Origin of the sequence: Citrobacter sp. C13, assembly GCF_014596815.2 — a bacterium.
Taxonomy (GTDB): Bacteria; Pseudomonadota; Gammaproteobacteria; order Enterobacterales; family Enterobacteriaceae; genus Citrobacter; species Citrobacter portucalensis.
Map to the genome: position 1 here is coordinate 286,069 of NZ_CP115025.1, position 17,306 is coordinate 303,374.

The 17,306-nt window shown below is 50.3% G+C and carries 22 protein-coding genes; 5 read left to right on the forward strand and 17 right to left on the reverse strand.

What is annotated here, in order from left to right:
* Positions 1-139: 139 nt before the first annotated feature.
* The 17 genes from IB222_RS24805 to IB222_RS24885 form a co-directional block, all read right to left on the reverse strand.
* Positions 140-2,521, reverse strand: a complete 2,382-nt coding sequence (locus IB222_RS24805; protein ID WP_044713534.1) for a phosphoadenosine phosphosulfate reductase family protein — start codon at positions 2,519-2,521, stop codon at positions 140-142.
* 177 nt (positions 2,522-2,698) lie between these two features.
* A complete protein-coding gene (locus IB222_RS24810; RefSeq protein WP_015063027.1) occupies positions 2,699-3,145 on the reverse strand; it encodes a hypothetical protein in 447 nt (148 codons plus the stop codon).
* A gap of 46 nt (positions 3,146-3,191) precedes the next feature.
* The gene (locus IB222_RS24815) at positions 3,192-3,998 is read right to left on the reverse strand and encodes a hypothetical protein (RefSeq protein WP_015063028.1); all 807 of its coding nucleotides are present in this window, start codon (positions 3,996-3,998) and stop codon (positions 3,192-3,194) included.
* Positions 3,999-4,227: 229 nt separating this feature from the next.
* Positions 4,228-4,491: a hypothetical protein gene (locus IB222_RS24820; RefSeq protein WP_058658227.1), complete on the reverse strand. Its 264-nt coding sequence runs from the start codon at positions 4,489-4,491 to the stop codon at positions 4,228-4,230.
* A gap of 56 nt (positions 4,492-4,547) precedes the next feature.
* Positions 4,548-4,880 carry a hypothetical protein gene (locus IB222_RS24825; protein WP_022652118.1) on the reverse strand — a complete coding sequence of 111 codons (333 nt, stop codon included), beginning with the start codon at positions 4,878-4,880 and terminating at the stop codon, positions 4,548-4,550.
* A gap of 602 nt (positions 4,881-5,482) precedes the next feature.
* Positions 5,483-5,941 carry an RES family NAD+ phosphorylase gene (locus IB222_RS24830; protein ID WP_022652120.1) on the reverse strand — a complete coding sequence of 153 codons (459 nt, stop codon included), beginning with the start codon at positions 5,939-5,941 and terminating at the stop codon, positions 5,483-5,485.
* Complete coding sequence (locus tag IB222_RS24835) at positions 5,938-6,384, reverse strand: antitoxin Xre/MbcA/ParS toxin-binding domain-containing protein (RefSeq protein WP_022652121.1); 447 nt, start codon at positions 6,382-6,384, stop codon at positions 5,938-5,940. The genes IB222_RS24830 and IB222_RS24835 overlap by 4 nt, the downstream gene beginning before the upstream one ends.
* Before the next feature lie 76 nt (positions 6,385-6,460).
* Positions 6,461-6,769, reverse strand: coding sequence for a hypothetical protein (locus tag IB222_RS24840; RefSeq protein WP_022652122.1), 309 nt, complete (start codon positions 6,767-6,769; stop codon positions 6,461-6,463).
* 175 nt (positions 6,770-6,944) lie between these two features.
* Complete coding sequence (locus IB222_RS24845) at positions 6,945-8,213, reverse strand: DNA methyltransferase (RefSeq protein WP_022652123.1); 1,269 nt, start codon at positions 8,211-8,213, stop codon at positions 6,945-6,947.
* The gene (locus tag IB222_RS24850) at positions 8,200-8,811 is read right to left on the reverse strand and encodes a hypothetical protein (RefSeq protein WP_022652124.1); all 612 of its coding nucleotides are present in this window, start codon (positions 8,809-8,811) and stop codon (positions 8,200-8,202) included. Before IB222_RS24850 ends, IB222_RS24845 begins: the two co-directional genes overlap by 14 nt.
* 61 nt (positions 8,812-8,872) lie before the next feature.
* The gene (locus IB222_RS24855) at positions 8,873-9,508 is read right to left on the reverse strand and encodes a hypothetical protein (RefSeq protein WP_022652125.1); all 636 of its coding nucleotides are present in this window, start codon (positions 9,506-9,508) and stop codon (positions 8,873-8,875) included.
* A gap of 115 nt (positions 9,509-9,623) precedes the next feature.
* Positions 9,624-9,881 carry a hypothetical protein gene (locus IB222_RS24860; RefSeq protein WP_022652126.1) on the reverse strand — a complete coding sequence of 86 codons (258 nt, stop codon included), beginning with the start codon at positions 9,879-9,881 and terminating at the stop codon, positions 9,624-9,626.
* Positions 9,882-9,944: 63 nt separating this feature from the next.
* A complete protein-coding gene (locus IB222_RS24865) occupies positions 9,945-10,379 on the reverse strand; it encodes a hypothetical protein (RefSeq protein ID WP_015063073.1) in 435 nt (144 codons plus the stop codon).
* Positions 10,380-10,514: 135 nt separating this feature from the next.
* Entirely contained in the window at positions 10,515-10,892 is a 378-nt protein-coding gene (locus IB222_RS24870; RefSeq protein ID WP_015063074.1) for a hypothetical protein, read from the reverse strand.
* 390 nt (positions 10,893-11,282) lie between these two features.
* A complete protein-coding gene (locus IB222_RS24875) occupies positions 11,283-12,464 on the reverse strand; it encodes a hypothetical protein (protein ID WP_022652127.1) in 1,182 nt (393 codons plus the stop codon).
* Between the two features lie 8 nt (positions 12,465-12,472).
* Positions 12,473-12,769, reverse strand: coding sequence for a type II toxin-antitoxin system RelE/ParE family toxin (locus tag IB222_RS24880; RefSeq protein ID WP_015063076.1), 297 nt, complete (start codon positions 12,767-12,769; stop codon positions 12,473-12,475).
* A gap of 63 nt (positions 12,770-12,832) precedes the next feature.
* Positions 12,833-13,144, reverse strand: coding sequence for a hypothetical protein (locus tag IB222_RS24885; protein ID WP_230145874.1), 312 nt, complete (start codon positions 13,142-13,144; stop codon positions 12,833-12,835).
* Positions 13,145-14,113: 969 nt separating this feature from the next.
* On the opposite strand from IB222_RS24885, the gene IB222_RS24890 reads away from it, so the two are divergent.
* The 5 genes from IB222_RS24890 to IB222_RS24910 all read left to right on the forward strand — a co-directional run bounded on the left by IB222_RS24890 (position 14,114) and on the right by IB222_RS24910 (position 17,289).
* Entirely contained in the window at positions 14,114-14,890 is a 777-nt protein-coding gene (locus IB222_RS24890; protein ID WP_022652129.1) for a hypothetical protein, read from the forward strand.
* 148 nt (positions 14,891-15,038) lie between these two features.
* Positions 15,039-15,815, forward strand: a complete 777-nt coding sequence (locus IB222_RS24895; protein ID WP_149384806.1) for a hypothetical protein — start codon at positions 15,039-15,041, stop codon at positions 15,813-15,815.
* A gap of 462 nt (positions 15,816-16,277) precedes the next feature.
* Entirely contained in the window at positions 16,278-16,619 is a 342-nt protein-coding gene (locus IB222_RS24900; protein ID WP_032610383.1) for a hypothetical protein, read from the forward strand.
* A 100-nt stretch (positions 16,620-16,719) separates the two neighbouring features.
* On the forward strand, positions 16,720-16,983 hold the full coding sequence (locus IB222_RS24905) for a hypothetical protein (RefSeq protein ID WP_022652132.1): 264 nt from the start codon (positions 16,720-16,722) through the stop codon (positions 16,981-16,983).
* 51 nt (positions 16,984-17,034) lie between these two features.
* Entirely contained in the window at positions 17,035-17,289 is a 255-nt protein-coding gene (locus IB222_RS24910; protein ID WP_022652133.1) for a hypothetical protein, read from the forward strand.
* The last annotated feature ends 17 nt before the right edge of the window (positions 17,290-17,306 follow it).

Below are 17,306 nucleotides of genomic sequence, written 5' to 3' on the forward strand. Positions count from 1 at the left end.
ATGAAAAAAGTTACTTTTCAAACCCGCACCGTAACGGACTTCACCCCTGCGAGCATTACACCACACACATTTCATCTATTTTTCCGTTAACGGGGCTATTTTCACGCTTTTTTAGGTCTGTCTGATTGTGCTAATTGCCTCACGCCAGCAGGCGGACCAGACGATTCAGCAGAGGCCTTAACAGTGCCGCAGTACTCTCCCGGCAATCATCCACATGCCGGAATCCCGTCTTTTTCGAAGACTGGGGACCGGACAGCATCCTCAGCGCCCAAATAACCTCCCGTAAGGTTTCGTCGTACTCCTGGGAAATACACCTGGCTAACGTCGTCAGAAAGCGTTTTCTGACAGCCCGGTAATACAACCGTTCCTCCGGTTGCATTGATTGAGGCTTAATCCGCAGGTTACAGAGAGTCAGTACAGCGTCGAGCAGACCGGCTTTCAGTTCGTCACCCGTCCGGGCCAGATGTTGCTGGCGTTCGTTCTCCAGTTGCGTCGTGATCCATGCCCCAAGAGGCGTTCGGTTGTGGGTGTGCAGCGCCACACAGGCCGCAACACAGCACCAGAAGCGCAGTTTCTGCCGCTGCCCCCGCAGTTTACGGGCAACGAGCAGGCGGTAATCGCAGTCGGTCAGGATCTTGAAACGGTGGCTGACGAGCAGGGACGGCAGCGGCGTCTGGTCGTTAATGCCAAGACGTGAAAAGGCCTGCCCGCGTTGAGCGAGGCGGTGGTACACCGCACCTTTCCCCCGGGAAATTCGGACGGCGCCGTATCTAAGCAGGTACTGTGCCGCCGCCACGGGGGTAAACTCACCGTCAGACACACGCTGGCGTAATCCGTCATATTCATGCCAGATAATCCAGGACGCAGTGTCTTCATCGACCGTCAGCTCATCCTCTTCTTCGAATGCAACGATGTTCAGGCTTTCCCCGCTGCTCAGCAGGCTGCGGGAAGCACGGTCATCCTCCCGACCGTCAAAATAGGCCATTTCGGCAGACGGATCAGACAGCCCGTCAAATGACGTCCCGATACGGCCTTCCGGCAACTTCATCCAGCGTGGTGCTGGCATCGGCGTGCGGGGTACGGGTTGCATAGCTGGCTCATCGTCGAGCAGATCCAGTGCCCCCCCTTCCCACACCTGGCGGTAAAGTTCGATGGCGCGAAATGGTCGCGGGTTAAAGCAATGCAGTGACCAGAGAAAGTCGATATGCAGCACGTTGGCTTCCTGCACCAGTCGAAACTGCGGCTCCGCCATGCGGCGGTTATGCGCCGTATCTTCGACCTCGCCAGAAAGTAACTTTTCCCGCACCGCTGCGGCCCGCTGGGCCTCCACGTAATCGAGGCTGCAACAGATATGGAACAGTCGTTCGGTCAGGGACGACGAGAAAACATTGGGCTGAAGACGCACATACCCGCCCTCAAACACTTTGCGGCCGATATAATCCCGAAGGCTCCAGTCGTACTGGATTTTGGTCAGGAAACGCTGAAGGCGGTTTAGACCAGCCTGGTAGCCGTACTTCTCAGGATCAGTGCGGAGTAAGGTTTCCATCGAGTGGTCAATGCCGACGGCGCAGCATAGCGAGCATCCATAGCGAGCGCCGCAGGCAGAAGACCGGGCCGTGTATTTCTCCGGCGTCCAGATACATTCCCCGGTCGCGTCTTTGTAAAGCGTGGCGAGGCTGAAGTTGTCCGGCAAAAAGCTTGGCAGCGGAAATCGCGCCAGCGAACCACAGGCCATCAGAAATGACCAGATATCCTGTGTCCGCCACTCTTTCACCGGGTACAGTTCGCCGCCGAGCTCCGTGAGCGAGACGCTGTCCGACTGCCCGCCCATTCTGAGGATGTTGCCTGCCCGACGGGCGCTCTCATCATCGCGGGAACCCAGCATCAGGCACACTTTGTTGCGGACGGAAGCTGGTGCATTTTTTAAATAACGGGCTTTGGCCTGGCGCAGTGGAGAGCGTTTGAGATCTGTAGAGCATTGACGCGTATTGGAATTTGTCCAGGTCGGAAGTCCGCGCCCGGTCAGAATGCGTCCGACCCAGCTCTGGGTCATGGACGGGTGGGCCACCAGGACGGTCACGGGCAGTTGCTGTTCGGCAATAAAGGCTCGGAGCTGGCTGAGAACCTGCGTGGACTGATGATGCATCTCAGGGTTTTCAATCAGGGTGTTGGAGATCTGAATGAAGTGGTGCTGGCTGACGTTCGACCCGTTCCGTACGGCACGGATCAGGGCCATGAGGAACAGGTGCAGTAGCGAGTGGGAGTCTTTCCCGCCGCTGTAGCCGACGCACATGGTCCAGCCTTCGGTAATCGCATGATAAATGGCACTGGTTGCCGTCGTCACGCGCGATGCGAGACTGACCGGCTCACCGGCATCGGTATAATTCAGATCCGCATCGGTCTTCAGTGTTTGCCAGACATCGCCCCATTTATCCTGCGTCAGAATGGCAGCGTTAGCCGCCTCAGAAAATTGAATTTCTGAGGGTAATTCAAGGAATGTTTCTTTTATTTCGATATACATATTATTTCCTGAATTTTGGCTTTCGCTGCATTATCGCGTTATTTATTAAACCCATCTAATATCTTCAGTGCAATATGTGAAGATAAATTTAGTTAAATTGGAATTATGCCAATTTAACTAAATAGCACTGAATAAATAGAATTACGCGGCAATAAATATATTATCTTTACCACGCTCTCACGAATACTGCTGGGTAATTAAAACCGTCGTATTTGATTCCAGCTCTGCCAACGGAATTCTGGGGGTATTGAGCATCATGTCATCACCGCAATGGCGGGGTACAGCCGTCAGTTGAAATGATTCTTTCATGACCCGGATGGAAGTTGTTTCCGTGCGAGAGGACGGCATGACGTCCCGGAGCATGGTTTCCTGCCCGTTACTGTCACTTTCAATAAATGCAGCCTTCGCCATGAGTTCCTCAATGTCCTCTTCCGATGTTTCGGACCAGAGGCAGTCATAGAAGAAAAACTCTGCAACGTACAAATCATTCTCTTTCACGTATGCCGCCAGTTCACGGATACGCTGAGCCAGCGATGTATCAATGGAAAAGAAGACGCTTTGCGGGACTTCACTCGCAAATTCATTGATGCAGCTAGCGGACGCAATCAAAAGTTTATTGAACATTTCAGCTCTCCATGCCACCGGCTGTCCCGGTGGCAATCTAGGGTTATCAGGCAGTCACGGGGCACAATACGTCCAGCGAAGGCAGCAATTTGCTCAGGCTGTCGTACACGACGGGCGTCAGTTCGGTGACGCTGTGAAGCGCCATGCTGGTGTTGTCTTCTTCGCTGAGAATGATGACTCCATCCTCATCAGGATCGTCAGAAGTACTCTCGTCCGAGGCCAGGCGGTGGCGTGCAACGTCATAAGGCGATTCAGACGCTTTGCAGCTCATCAGATAGCATTCTGTGTATGTGTTTTCGTGGTTATACTGGTTCACTTTCACCAACGCATACTGAACACCGGCATCATGGGCTTCGTTCATCAGGCGGGAAAAATTAAAGCCTTCCTCATAGTGGTGTGTATCTTTAGTCACCACGATTGTCGCACCGCCGAACTCGTTTTCGCGTGGTCGGTCGCAGACGAAAGCGGCATTGATTGTGACCATTTCAGGCAGGTTAAACACCGACAACACGGCAGTTGTTACCGCGATTGCGTGGTCGAGGTTAATGCTTTCATCATGGCTGATTGCCAGACCGCTACCGGTGATTTCCGCTTTGAGTTCCAGCTCGTAATTGTCTTCTGGTGACTCCGGCTGACCAAAAGTCGGCTCAAACGGATCGCACTCCGGGTGGTTCTGAATAATACCCAGGACCAGCAGTTCAGTGAGGGAACACTCTGAAGCAGGTTTAGACAGCAGGTGATCACCTTCCGACACATCCGTGTCCGTAACATACGCAATCGCGTCCAGAGCCATCTGAGCCTGTTCCTGTGAACAGAGAATTGTGAAGGATGCCTGAGTGTAATTATTTGCCATTGCATAACTCCTTATTTAATTAAGTGTGATTGCTGTCTGTGAATAGATAATATCAAAACAGATACCCGCACCTAATAACCCGAAATGAAATATTTTCGAAGTTTTTATAGAGAAGACAGGCGCCATATTTATTAATCCAGCCATTATTTAGAGGGCGGCATTAAGTAATTATGCGGAAAAAATAAAAAACCGCCACAAGGGCGGCATTTATTAAATGGGAAAGATTCAGTTATAAGGTATGTGTCAGGGCGGAAACAATGATCCGGTCTGGTAACAGTGATTGAAGGGACGCCGACGAAATGACAAGTGCCTTTTCAATGTGTGCCTCTCCGTCGGCGATATGTCGCCGGAATGCCGCTTCTGCTTCACCGGAGGAGTCGGCTTCAACCAGCATCACTTCTTCCTCATCATCAAACATCATGCGGCCTGAGATAATATACAGTCGGCTTAAGTCCGGGAGATTTACAGCGTTGCCCTGTTTGTTAATCATCATTTTTCTCCGTCTGCAATTTTTAAATTTGTCAGTTCTGCTACGGGTAAAATACACCATCAGCCCTGTAAACCCGGACAGGTATCAACGTAGCTCATCGGTTTGCCAATCGCGGCGCTTAGGCGAAGGATTTCGCCGATGGAGACGTACCGCAGCATTTCAGAACGCCCGTGTTTCTGGTATTCATCCACCGACATGGTGCGCCAGTCCTTGTGCGGTGTGTTTTTGCACAACTGCCAGTTGTCGACAGTGGTCGGGCGACGCAGGACATACACACCCAGCGAAGGCGTGAGGCCTAAGCCAAATGACTGCTGCACCACAATACGCACTTCAGAGCCGTCGGGGCGTTTCAGTGTCTGAGTAATTTTAGTGATGAGCTGTTCGGATTCCATACTATTAACCTCGACCGTCAGTTGGGTTGCTGTAGGGATATTTTAGCAAAGTCGGTTCACTGGCTAATAAGTACAAAGCGAAATTTTTAAAAATAGAGGAATAAAACAGGAAGAGAACAAATCTGGAAACAGCAAAATCACATTATCCGATTGCAATTCATTTCACATTTGACATATTCGGAATTAAGTACGCAACGAACCTGCATCGTCTGGTATAAAAGTATATTTCAAATATTCAGGTTATTATCTGAAGTAAAATACTCTCTGCCCCGGTTGCAATACCAGACGGAACACAAGACGTTATGAAGAGCCTGTCCCGGTTCAAAAGCTGCGGCTAATTTTTTCTGACCCACTTAACGAGAATGCCAGCCAGAGTCACAGTCAGCATCAATGCCCATACTGAAGAAATAAAGTTAAGCAATGGAATACGCTCAGAATAATCACAGGTACTGGATGGGTCACTGGCAAATTTACAGATAAATTCGGGATCAAGCCCCCAGTAAACGAAAGAAAATAACACAACGAGCGATACACTGATTTTAAAGATTTTTTCGCTTGTCATCATTTATCATCTCAATCCAGGAGGTTATATAAACCTGAAACTATTTCAGCCGTGTGTCGTACTGGTAAGGAATTTTCTGGACGGTTTTCATCAGATCAAAAATCGCCGGATGAGCCGGATTTAAAAGGTAGTTAAACTCCACCGGAGATAATGCACTGGGAATACGCAGGGCAACAGAAGAGCCACTTTCAGCCCAGTTATCGCCATACAGGGCAAGTTCTGCGGGCGCATCTTCACTTGCCCAGCCCGGCGGCAGCAGGTTCAAGTCAAAGGCCTGGATCTGGTCATCCGGGACATCAATGCTCAGCAGCGTGTAAGCGTCCAGAAGCTGCGGGGCATTGATATGCACCAGCGTCTCCAGCATGGTCAGAGAGGCCGTCTCGGACAGATAGACAAGTGCTGTGCCGACACTGTTCCAGCGGCCTCCCGCTTCTTTCGCACCTAATCCCGACCATGCAGTCGTAATATAGCGGGTCTTGGTCATCCGATACAGGATCACGAATAGACTCCGTGTTCAATACGGGTGATCAGGCGCATCACTTCGAGTGCGCCGGTTTCCGAAGAGACAACATCTGCCGGAGTCTTCCAGCTCAAGCCACGGTTTGGCTCGTTCATCCATTTCTGTGCTGCCTCTTTGTCGCCTTCGAACAGCTCTACAGCCCGTTCAATGACGCGAATAATACGCACCAGACGTTCGCTCTGATCCGCAGTGAAACGGGCTTTTACGCTGCGATTGAAGGTGGTGTTCGGAATGCCGGACATTTTGCGCAGTTCCGACGGCGTGATGTTCGCCCATTCAGAAATGGAATGAGCGACTTTACCTTCCAGTCCGTGGCTAATTTTGTCCATCAGCGCAATGCCGTCATTATCCAGACCCACCACCTGCCATAAGCCGTGCGGGTTCATTTTGGATAAATCTGGAGAAAAAACTTTCATAGTCATAACCGACCCTCCCATTTGGTATGTCAATTATACCATATGGGTGACTACTGGCAATATTTTCACCTTTCTCATAACGTCAGTTCGTCACCCGGCTGACTCTGGCATGGGCATTGCCCTGAATGTTCCAGTACAGCCCAGCCGGAAGCTCTGCGGCCCAGGTTGCCCCCCGTTCCGACATTTGTTCGGGCGTTTCCAGCCATCCACGCGGAATAGTACCGGTGGTGTCACCGATAACCCGCGAGACGCAGGCGGCAACGCGGACGCCGCCGGGGACATCACAGCCGGATTCAACGATGTGCATCACTTCCATTAATGCGCCGTACGCTTCAACACGGTCGCCCTTTTGCAGTTCAATGGGGGAAACCTGTTCAGTCAAATTCTTCATGCTCACACTCCCTTCAGTGATTAAAATTGTCGCCGTCGTTTTTAAGGCATCCGGGAGAAGAATCCTGGTGGCCATTACGCCGGTATGTTGCTGAATCATTTTCTGTCAGCGCCGTCGCCGCAGGACATCCCCGCTGGCGTCACTTCCGGCTGCTGGCCAGGCTAAACCGCCCAGCTCATCCCCCTTCCCGCAGTTCATCACGGTAAAGGGCAACCAGGTCATCGAGTATCGGGCTGCTCTGGTATCCCGGCATTTCTGTAAACAGGCTGCGCGAGATCCCGAGCCATTCCATTATTTTGTCCGTTGCATACCAACGTCTGCCGAGCCGCTCAGCGGCAACCGGTACTTTGTGCAGACCGGCAAATGGCTCAACTACCAGATCACCAGGCCTGGTGAGGAACTCGATCAGGAATGCGGCGAGTCGAGTGGGTGACGTTGCACCGTGCAGCGGAAACCCCAGTTCGCGGGCGATGCGATGGCAGAGCCGCGTATCCGGGCAGGCATTGCCAAACATAAGCGTATTTTTGGAGATAGTCCCTTCTGTCTTATTGCCGAAGGCGCCATTTTTAAGCTGGTAAGCGCCATCCCCGTAAAATGTAGTGCGGTTTTCGCCGCCGGACGCCTGCAATTTCTGATGCTGCTCTGAATGAGGCTGGAGAACGCGCATGTTGTTCGAACGAACCTTTTGCGCGTCATTAGTAAACCACAGCACCGGCTCGTAAGACGAACAGAGCTGAACACGCTGTTTACACGCCCAGTGAGTCGGCGACGGGGGTTTCGCTCGGTTCACCCAGTTCAGTCTGTCCATCAGCTCAAGACCCAGCTTATCGCACAGCGCCAGTGTCAGTCTTTCCAGATACAGAGAGCGCGATGGCCTGCCTGGATTAAAGCTGTCCTGCGTCACATTGAGCGCCACGCTGCCCCCCGGCACGAGCTGCTTCACGATAGGCTCAAGAATCCGCAGCAGCCAGTCAATATACGCCTGCTCACCGCGTCCGCCGCCGTGCCCGTAATTTCGGGCATTACGCAGCAGGAACGGGGGCGACGTAAGGCAGAGATGGATTTGCTCATTGATGTTGCTGAAGAACGCGTACGCATTCCCGAAGACCGATGCCCCGAGCGAAGTTGAGAAGCCAACGACGCACAGTTTGTCCCAGGACTCATGCAGCTTCTTGTCATTTTTGAAGGCATAGCGCCAGACGCCCCGCTTTTCCGGGACACGCTCGATCACCCCGGCCTGCCGCAGCGTCTGCTGATACCAGCGAACCTGATGCTTGACGCCGCTGGTTCGCATTTTGTCCGAGCCGAACGCCTTCATTTTCTGTAGTTCTGCATCCGACATCCCCGTTTCGCGTTGTACCTCGCGATACAGCTCTTCGTTCGTTAACGGGGTGTCTGACGCGGCATAGATCCGCGCAATCAAATCGCTGTTAAGGTTGCTCATCAGCCATCCTTGAAAAACGGACCAGGGCGGCTTCACACTGCTCTTTACCCCACGAGTCCTGCCAGTCGCACAGGTGGAGATATTTGCGTTCGAGTGCTTCCATTTCATCGAGATTTGAACTCGATAATCCCGCCCAGACGTCGTGCCAGCACACATCGTAAGTAACGCCTGCCGGTGGGCAGTATTCCAGAGCATCCGCATGGATGATTTCAACACGGGGATCGTGGGCAAAGGCCTCGGCAACTAGGTTAATCACATCCTGCGACTTCTCAATGACAGTCACGTTGTTAACTTCCGGCTTCTGAAGAATGGCGTGCAGCACCATCCCCAGCCCCAGTCCGTTGATCAGGACGTGCCCTGTCGCTCGCTTTATGAACTCCTGACAGAGTTGGATTTCGTATGGCAAATTGGTCATCACCACATTTCTGCCATTTGAAAGGCGGCGATAGTTACCGGGCTGTAAAACCGCGTCGATATCCTCCGTAGCGGCACGGAGGAAAAGGCTAACCGCCTTATCTTTGGAGATTTCGAAGCTGTCCAGTGTCCAGGCACCGGATGTTCCATCTTTAACAGGTAAATTAGAAAAGCAACTCTTCATCAGTCATCCTTAAAATGGATTCAGTTCAACGTAAGTGGGCGCAGGAAGACGGTGAAGCAGGTCACTTCCCTTTCTGCATCAGGGACTCCAGTGACGATTCCAGCGCCGCGAAACGAATCAGGGCAGCTTCACACTGCTCTTTACCCCACGAGTCCTGCCAGTCGCACAGGTGGAGATATTTGCGTTCGAGCGCTTCCATTTCATCAAGATTTGATCTCGAAAAATCTGGCCAGATATCATGCCAGCACACATTGAAGGTAACGCCTGCCGGTGGGCAGTATTTCAGAGCATCCGCAAGGATAATTTCAACGCGGGGATCGTGAGCAAATGCTTTGGAAACCAGGTTCATCACATCCTGAGACTTCTCAATGACGGTCACGTGGGTCACGTCAGGCTTCTGAAGAATGGCGTGCAGCACCATTCCCAGCCCCAGTCCGTTAATCAGGATGCGTCCAGTTGCTCGCTCAATGAAAGCTTCACAGGTACGGATCTCCATCGGCGTATTGGACATCACCACTTCGTTATCACAGGACAAACGCCGGTAGACGCCTGCCGGGATATATTCATCCTGATCCTTTGTATATTCGGCGCGAAGCTTCAGGGTCTGCGCTTTTTCTGGCGTAATCACAAAGGAGTCCAGCGTCCAGTTACCGGATTTCCCGTTTTTCACCGGCAGCTCAGCAAATTTACTTTTCATACTGATAACCTTAATTTCGAATCATTCTGTTGCCGGGAAATTACCACATAACCCTCGGGCTGGGCAGGCAAGATCGCGTTACAACGGACGGCGGCTGACGCAACCGTCCACGGGTTCACAGGTAACGAAGTAGGATCTCCGCATCCTCCGGTGGCAGCTGTTGGCAGCTCTTCACTTGATAGAAGAATTCCCCGCCAAGATCATACACTCCGCCGTCTTCAAAACTCAGTGCTTCGACCTCGTCGCGACACTCATTCAGTAATGCCGTCTGGCTGGCGTTTGCCTCAGTATCGCTGGCGACAAGCTTCACGCTGGAATGCTCATACTCGCCATTCCGGCATACAATTTTGACAATGAAGTTTTTTTCAGGCATCTGCGCCTCCCGGCTGGTTAGGGGTTTATTCAGCGTTGCCCCGGCGTCCGGGGCAAGACTCAATCAACCCTTGATGAAACTCTGGCCGAAAGAAGGATTGGCTTTAAACTGGTGCTCCTTTATGATTTTTTTCATCATCTGAGAGCATTTCTTGATCGATTTGGTGCTGGCATCCGTGACTTCAGCCATCTTGCGGATAAAGCGATTCACCTGATACTGCGCCTCAGCATCTTGGCTGAGGGCTTCACTGTGGATGCGGTCTTCATGCTGCGCAATCAACAGCACATAGCAGCGGAGACCTGTGGCGGTGCTCACGCGCTGGCTGATCGTGATTTCCGCCGAGCGGGTAGACTGGACGACAGAGAGAGAGACTCTCGATAATTCGCCGTCCCGGAAAATAGCCGGAGTAAGACCATTAATATCCTCGCGGGAATAATTCAGAGAGTCCAGAATGGAAAATAAATCACAGGTGGTAAAATCGAATTCCTGAATGCTCATATCGCCTCCGACGCTTCATTATTTGTTGGCATTGCCTGTAGATATATAATACCAGGTTGGGTTCAAAACCTAATAACCCGGAAGAGAATATTTTGAAGAAAATCTCAGGCATCCATGCCGTGAATTAAGCTGGCACTATTCTGAAATAATATCACCAAGGCTGGTGGTAAATTCTCTTTTGACGGATTCAGTAAACGGCACTCGCTCAATATATTTATAATTCGTGGCATAGGTGTTGGTGTCTAAAGTCCGGGAGATCTCATCATCAATCGGGTCTTCAAACATATCAATGCGCACATCGATATGCTGCGTGCCTTCTGCGGTAGGATGTGACAGGCTGCACGACACTTCGATATAGCGATCTTTCTGCTCCGCGACAAACGTCCAGAAACCTGCATTAAAGTCGGTTGATGCACCGTGACGTTTAAATACAACATCAGATACGGAATAACCGACAGCATTAAGAAGGGAAATGAAATTAAGCTGACTGGAAATGATATCTAATTTATTCATGATGTCTCCTGTTGGTATGTGGCAATTATACCAGGACGCGCTCGACGGCTAATAACCTGCGGCAAAATTTTTCCGAATAGTTGATGATGTGATTGATAGCTTTAAAAATTAGGAGGATTGTTTATAAGAAGGAATATAACCAGAGGATTTGAAATTTAATACACCATGCCGACTGACCACGTCTAATTTTTCAAAAGTTACTTTTCCCGGCTGCCCTGATCCCACGTCGCTAAGACCCGGTATACTCAGGCATTCTGCCCGGAAGGCAATTGGCTTCGGTGATCGGGTATTAAAATAGGGCCAGTCTGTTTTTCTGCGAGTTTCGCGCTCTGTTGATGGCGTGAAATCACCTTTTCCGGATGCCCTCCCTGGCTGTCCGGTGCGCTGGCGCTACGCCCAGCGGTATGGGGTAAAATAGGTCTCGTTAACTTCAAGAAATTCGGTCAGGGAATTCATCGCTCTCGTGTCGTATGCAGTCACAATAAAACGGTAACCGTCCACCGTTTCGATGTAACTGATCCCCCGTGGCGTGCTGCTGGCATTCACCACTTCCGCCGTCATCATAAACTGGCCTTGCGGGAATTCCTGTGACAGGTAGATAAATCCGGTGGTTGCTGATGACGGGGTGGCATTCATCAGCACACCGTTAAATTGCTGGCCGTGTCGCGCCGGGATCAATGTGCTGTCCGCCGTCGCCTGATTCAGCAGCTGCCGGATCAGGGTTTCCTCTTTATATGAGCTGTAAGCGCGGACATCGTCTTCAGCCCCGGAGCGTGAGCAAACACCTACATGTGCAAGCCGCCGGTATTCGTTACGCATGTAGGCATGACAGGATGCACCCGCTCGCCCCTGAAGGGTGACACCAAAATCTTCACACAGCATCAGAACCTGGCGCAGATTGTTGTCATATACCGTCGCAGTAAGGGCCAGGTTATAACTGACGAATGTCAGCTCAAAAACCCGTGTATGCATGTCACTAACGTGTGCCTCCATCCGGATCAGCGGCTTTTCAGTCAGCGGATATGGAGTGCCGTTCACGCAGTACGGGGTAACGCCGCTAAAACACTCGCCGATCACGCTTGCAATGACTACGTCGGCGTCAATGACAGCCGGTGCCGGGACATAGATCTGAAACTGTCCTTCCGTGCCAGATTGGGTAAGGACGGGGAACAAACGCGGGGAATTAAGCTGCTCAAGGTCAGCATTGATCAGTTCTGTCCAGCTGGGTTTCCCGGTGGGTGCATCGAGGCGCAGGCCCAGGTTATCGCAGAAGTCGACGATCTGCCGGGAGTGTTCCACCATCACTGCCCCGGAGAGAGTCAGACCGTGCGTCGTCATCTTCAGCTCACTCGTCCGTGTCTGGGTATTCTGGGACCAGGGCTGTAAAGAAAGTGTCGTCCGGCTTAGTGAAGGTATAATTGTTTCATTCAGTGGGTCGATCAGTTGGCAATGCGCATTCAGCCGGGGGACAAGGGCATCAAATATGAAGCTTGCCTGTTGTTTAGTGCTGGTCTGAATATAAAACATCGCATCCGTGCCTGCATCCCTGGATAAAATACCGAAAAGTTTCATTTTTTACCTTAATGGATTAGCGATTTATAATCATGCGCCGACAGGTGAACGTTATGTACGCCATCATTCCACACAAAGAATAACCGATATTTTGAATTAACTCGAATGGAAGAGTACCGGTTTGCGGTCATCCTTAAGCGTTCGTAACGCAAACTACTTGATAACAATTCGCGTTCGTTTTTTACATTATTTAACGTTTTCAGTCTGCATGAAATCGCATTTAACAGATCAGCAGGAATACCTGCTGTGGACTTTCCATTACGGAAAAAGCTTTCCAGCCGTCTGTCTTTAAATGAATGGATCATATCTTCCTCCGTAATGGAATGAGTAAAATTAAATAAGAATTATAAAAGCCTGAAGCTGATTTATTAAATCCCGAGAATTCTGGCTGCGACCGTTAGTTGTTTATCACTTAATGGATATTTCCGTGATAACGTCGATTTCAGACTGTTCAGAAAGCTGTTCTCCCCGTCTTGCTGTGTGATGGCGTCAACCAGTTCCTGATTGCTCTTACACCACAGATTGAACGCGGAAGTCTTTGATTGTACAGCACGCTGACGCACTACTGCCTGAGCTGCTGAAATCTTGCGTGCCGCTTCCGGGTATGTGCGATATAACGCGGAAAGGGTGTAACATGTACGGGTTGTGACCAGGCTATAGCCCGTACCATTACATGCCATGCAGCGGCTCCTATAAAAGTGTTTACGCTCACCACGGCCTTTGCATTTATTGCAAGTGACCCGATAAATATATTCCCCGGTGCCTTTTACTGAATCAATACACTGAATCTTAGCGTTGTCGATTTCAATTCCGCTCTGGTCAAAGTATTTATCCATTTTTGATTCCTCAGGTTTGGTCTGAAGTAATCATGACAGATTGGTCTCGCTGGCTAATAACCTGAATGAAAGATTTTTAAAAATAATTTTGCAGCACTGCTAAAGGCAGTTTATATATGCAGGATTCAATTTTACTGAGAAATATTTTCGGAATTGTCTGTTTACAAATACCAAAAAAAAACCAATGAGGTCTTAATTACATCCTTAATGGGCATGGTTATTTTACATCCTTATGAGTAGCAATGCTTATGTGTTAATTTAAAAACACCATATGCGTCTAAGGAACTTCCTATCCGCCTTCATGAAGCTTTTTTCCGGTTACCAGTAAGGGCCATATGACTGGCAAATATTCCGCTCGCGGTATACCGAAGTTCCGAGAGGATGGCGAAACGGCAGAATGCTACAGTAAAGGAGAAATGTTAGCTATAAAACGGTGGCACAGGGTCGGGATACTCGCGGGCTGAAATGGCAGATTCAGTTTGTCTTCCGGCTGTAGCGTCCCTTCCCCACTCACAAGACCCATCTTAACCGAAGGTGTCGCAGCCTTTCTCCCAGACGCTCGACGATTCCTGGGTTTAAGGTCACGAAACAATGGTCATGCACACCGGCTTTCAACTGGCACAAATGTGATTACGAAACACTCGTTAATGCCCTCCCGGTAAGCCTTTAGAAAAGTTACTTTTCTGAGATTAAAATGGACTATTTTAATTATAGTTTGGATATGAATTTTTAAAAAAATAAATGCCTTCAACTTATTTGGAAAATAAGCCGGAATGTTAGAGTGTTCTCATTCAAAAAAGAGGAGAACCAACCATGCCAAAATGTCTATTACCTGCCGAGCTTGCGGAAATTGTCTGTGGATTACTGGTGCAACCCACATTAATGAATGAATTAAAAACACCGGAGTCGCATAAAGCATTTATGCAGGATATCGCTGAGCTGGTGGCGAAACATTGCGGAGGAGAGATTGACGGTGTGATCATGCCGGTGGATCGCGATGAATCAAGCCAGGCCGATTATCTGACCTCTCCGGATGTAACCCCTTATCTCGTCGTATCTCCCGGCGCGGACATGCACTCCCTCACCGATAATGTCTGGCGTCACCATGCCCGAGATGGCTGGCTTGACCATATCAAAGGCAGCGACGAAGAAAGCCCTGATGAATTGCCGACGCATAAAGAGTGCTCAGTTCGCCGCTACGCCCTCCAGCGGATGCTCCTTCAGACACAAACCAACCATGCTAATCTTCCCTCGCAGGTGGTACGAATGCGTGATTACTGCAACCTCGACGACGAACAGCCCGGGTCTTCAGCAGAGTTTATCGTTACTATGGCGCTCGGCGGTCATGCCCAGCTGGCAGTACAGGATGTGGAATCACGCCTGGTAATGGCCCTGACGTTGTTAATTGAAAATGGTGTTCCCTCGGTCCATGTAAACGCGGGTGACACTGATCCTTCAGTTCTGCACGTCCAGGCTGCTCACGGCGGCATGGTCCTTTCAACTGACTCCCTGAATCATGAATTCGGTATTTCGCCGCCTGACAGGTATACCAACGGTCGCCCTGGCTTATTAGTTAAAGCAGCCTCCTGATTCATTAATTACAAATTTGTCCTTTTTTAATTCCATTGTTCGCTCTTTGTTTAAAGGGCGAATATATTTTTAAAAAACTTCACGCCGGGTTATTAGCCAGCAAACCGAAACTGTTAGAATTAACACATCAGATGAAAGGATGACTATCATGGCTAAATTAATTTCAACTCGTGAACTGGCAACAATTATTACTGCATTACTGGTAAAACCGGAATTATTGGGCGAGCTGGATTCTCCAGAAAAACATCGCGCACTGATGGAGGATCTGGGGCGTGTTGTGGCAGAGCATTGCGGCGGCAATGTCACGGAAATCGCATTGCCGGAAACCGATGGTACGGCAGTTGATGAAGCTTTGCTGGATGGCCAGCCTGTCCGCTATCTGGAAACAAAAGAAAGCTCCCCATATCTCATCGTACACCCTGACGACTCACTACCGTCTCTGACGCATAACGTTTGGATGCACGCTGATCCTGATGGCTGGGAAGAACATTTCGATGGCGAGGACAATCCCCTGATGGAGGAGTTGAGCCAGCAGTTCCGCCAGCGGGTGTATGCGCTTCTGACGCCGGAATCGCAGGCAACGCCTTCAGAGATTATCCGGACGTTACAGGACTGGCAACTGGGTGAAACCCAGCTGCCAGAAGAAGACTGTCAGTCCTATCAGGTGAAGGTGTTGTTAGAAGAGAAAAACATTCAGTGTGAAGTGGTGAATGAATCCGGCACGACTTGTTTCGGCCTCATTTTTGAGATCGATCGGGGTGTACCGACGCTGCACATCGACACGGGCAGTGATTCACTGCTGCATATTCACGCGGCACATGACGGCCTTGTTCTGACACCAGATGCGCCGAACCACGGATTTGAAGATGCTCCAGTAGACCGCTTTTCTTATAACAGCCCGTCCCTGTTGGTGCCAGGGGTGTAACCTGGCAAACAACACAGCGGTATTTTGGCCCCGAGTGAAATAATTCAGGACAGGAGTCAGGCAGATGGGCGATGTTGCCACACTACCACCGAAAATTAACGATGGCGTACTTCGACGCTGGAATGCTCAGCGCGGGCAACGAAATGGCCGAGGCGGAAGGTATAAGCGCCTTCCGTCACAAAGCAACCTAAGTAACTGGGTTGTAAGACGTCTGATTGAAGAAATCATAATGGAGGACCGACGAAGAGCAGCATCAGGTTGAGCAGTATGTTGATCAAGTTACCACTACTGGCGCAGGAGAAGTGGAAGGTATGACCCGCGTCCCGGTAGTTCCCACGATGGAACAGCTAATTGCAGGCCGGAAGCAGATAACTTCGGCCACTGGAAAAATGTCTCGATTAATGAGCCAGCGTCTTGCAGATGTTTACCGTGCAATGGTCGCAACTGCAAAGGGGGAGTGAGATGCGTGAATTACTTGGAAAGACAGGGGCAGAACATCAAGCCTCCGTAATGTATCAAACGTTTGGACACCTCGATGCGAAGCCAGGCGAAAAGCATAAAGGTCACTTCGTTTTTATCAACGGTCAGCACGGCGATCTGTGTGTTGTGCATAGTGAATTTTCATCCTTTGACGAAGGTCCTGGCTATTTCAGTGACCGTGCCGATTTCATCTGGGAATTGGTTAAAGACGGAGGACCCTGCTCTAAGGTCGGCATCTACCGGTTTGACGGCGAATACTCGCTTCCTAAACGCCGGAACGGGAAAAGGTTTTCGGGAAGCGTGACGTGCCTTCAATCATTCTAATTTCGTAGTGCATGAGCACCGACAGGTTATCAGTAAAACGGGGAGCGCCACAGTTCGCGTGCAACCTTCCCTATCCATCAACTCGAATGAGTACATAATAATGACGAACGCTGACGCATCTAACGTTAAGACCAGTCCAGAATTACCAACTCTCGAACGTGTCTATGCTCTGCTCAAGGACAACTATAAACCCGCAAGATTTGCTGATCGGGATGGGGAAATCTGGGGGCATGAGTATTCATGGAATCTGGCAAAATCAAGCCTGCAAGACCTGGAGAAGTACGGGAAATCGTATGTATCGAAGCATTCCGACCGGATGGGCGATGGATTCAGTTTTGGTCCTGACCTGGTCATTATTCGCTGACATGCGCACGGAAGTGAGTAAGATGGCTGGCTGCACCGGAGGACAAGAGTGATGAAGGGTAAAAATATCGTGGCTCGTGTCGTGCGGGAAGCGACCTATAAGTGGGAAACCCGCCACAAGTTAACGCCAGAACAATGCTCTGAAATTAATCAACTGATGCGTCGGCTTTCAGAACACCTTGCCTGCCCCGTTTGCAAAGCAATGTCCTTAAAGCAACTCAGGCACGCAGAATACATTTTGAAATGCGGAACGTGCGGTGAAGAGTTTCTTATCAATAAACGTAAAGAATCGGCTCACGCGAGTTAAGCGCGGTGAATGAGCAC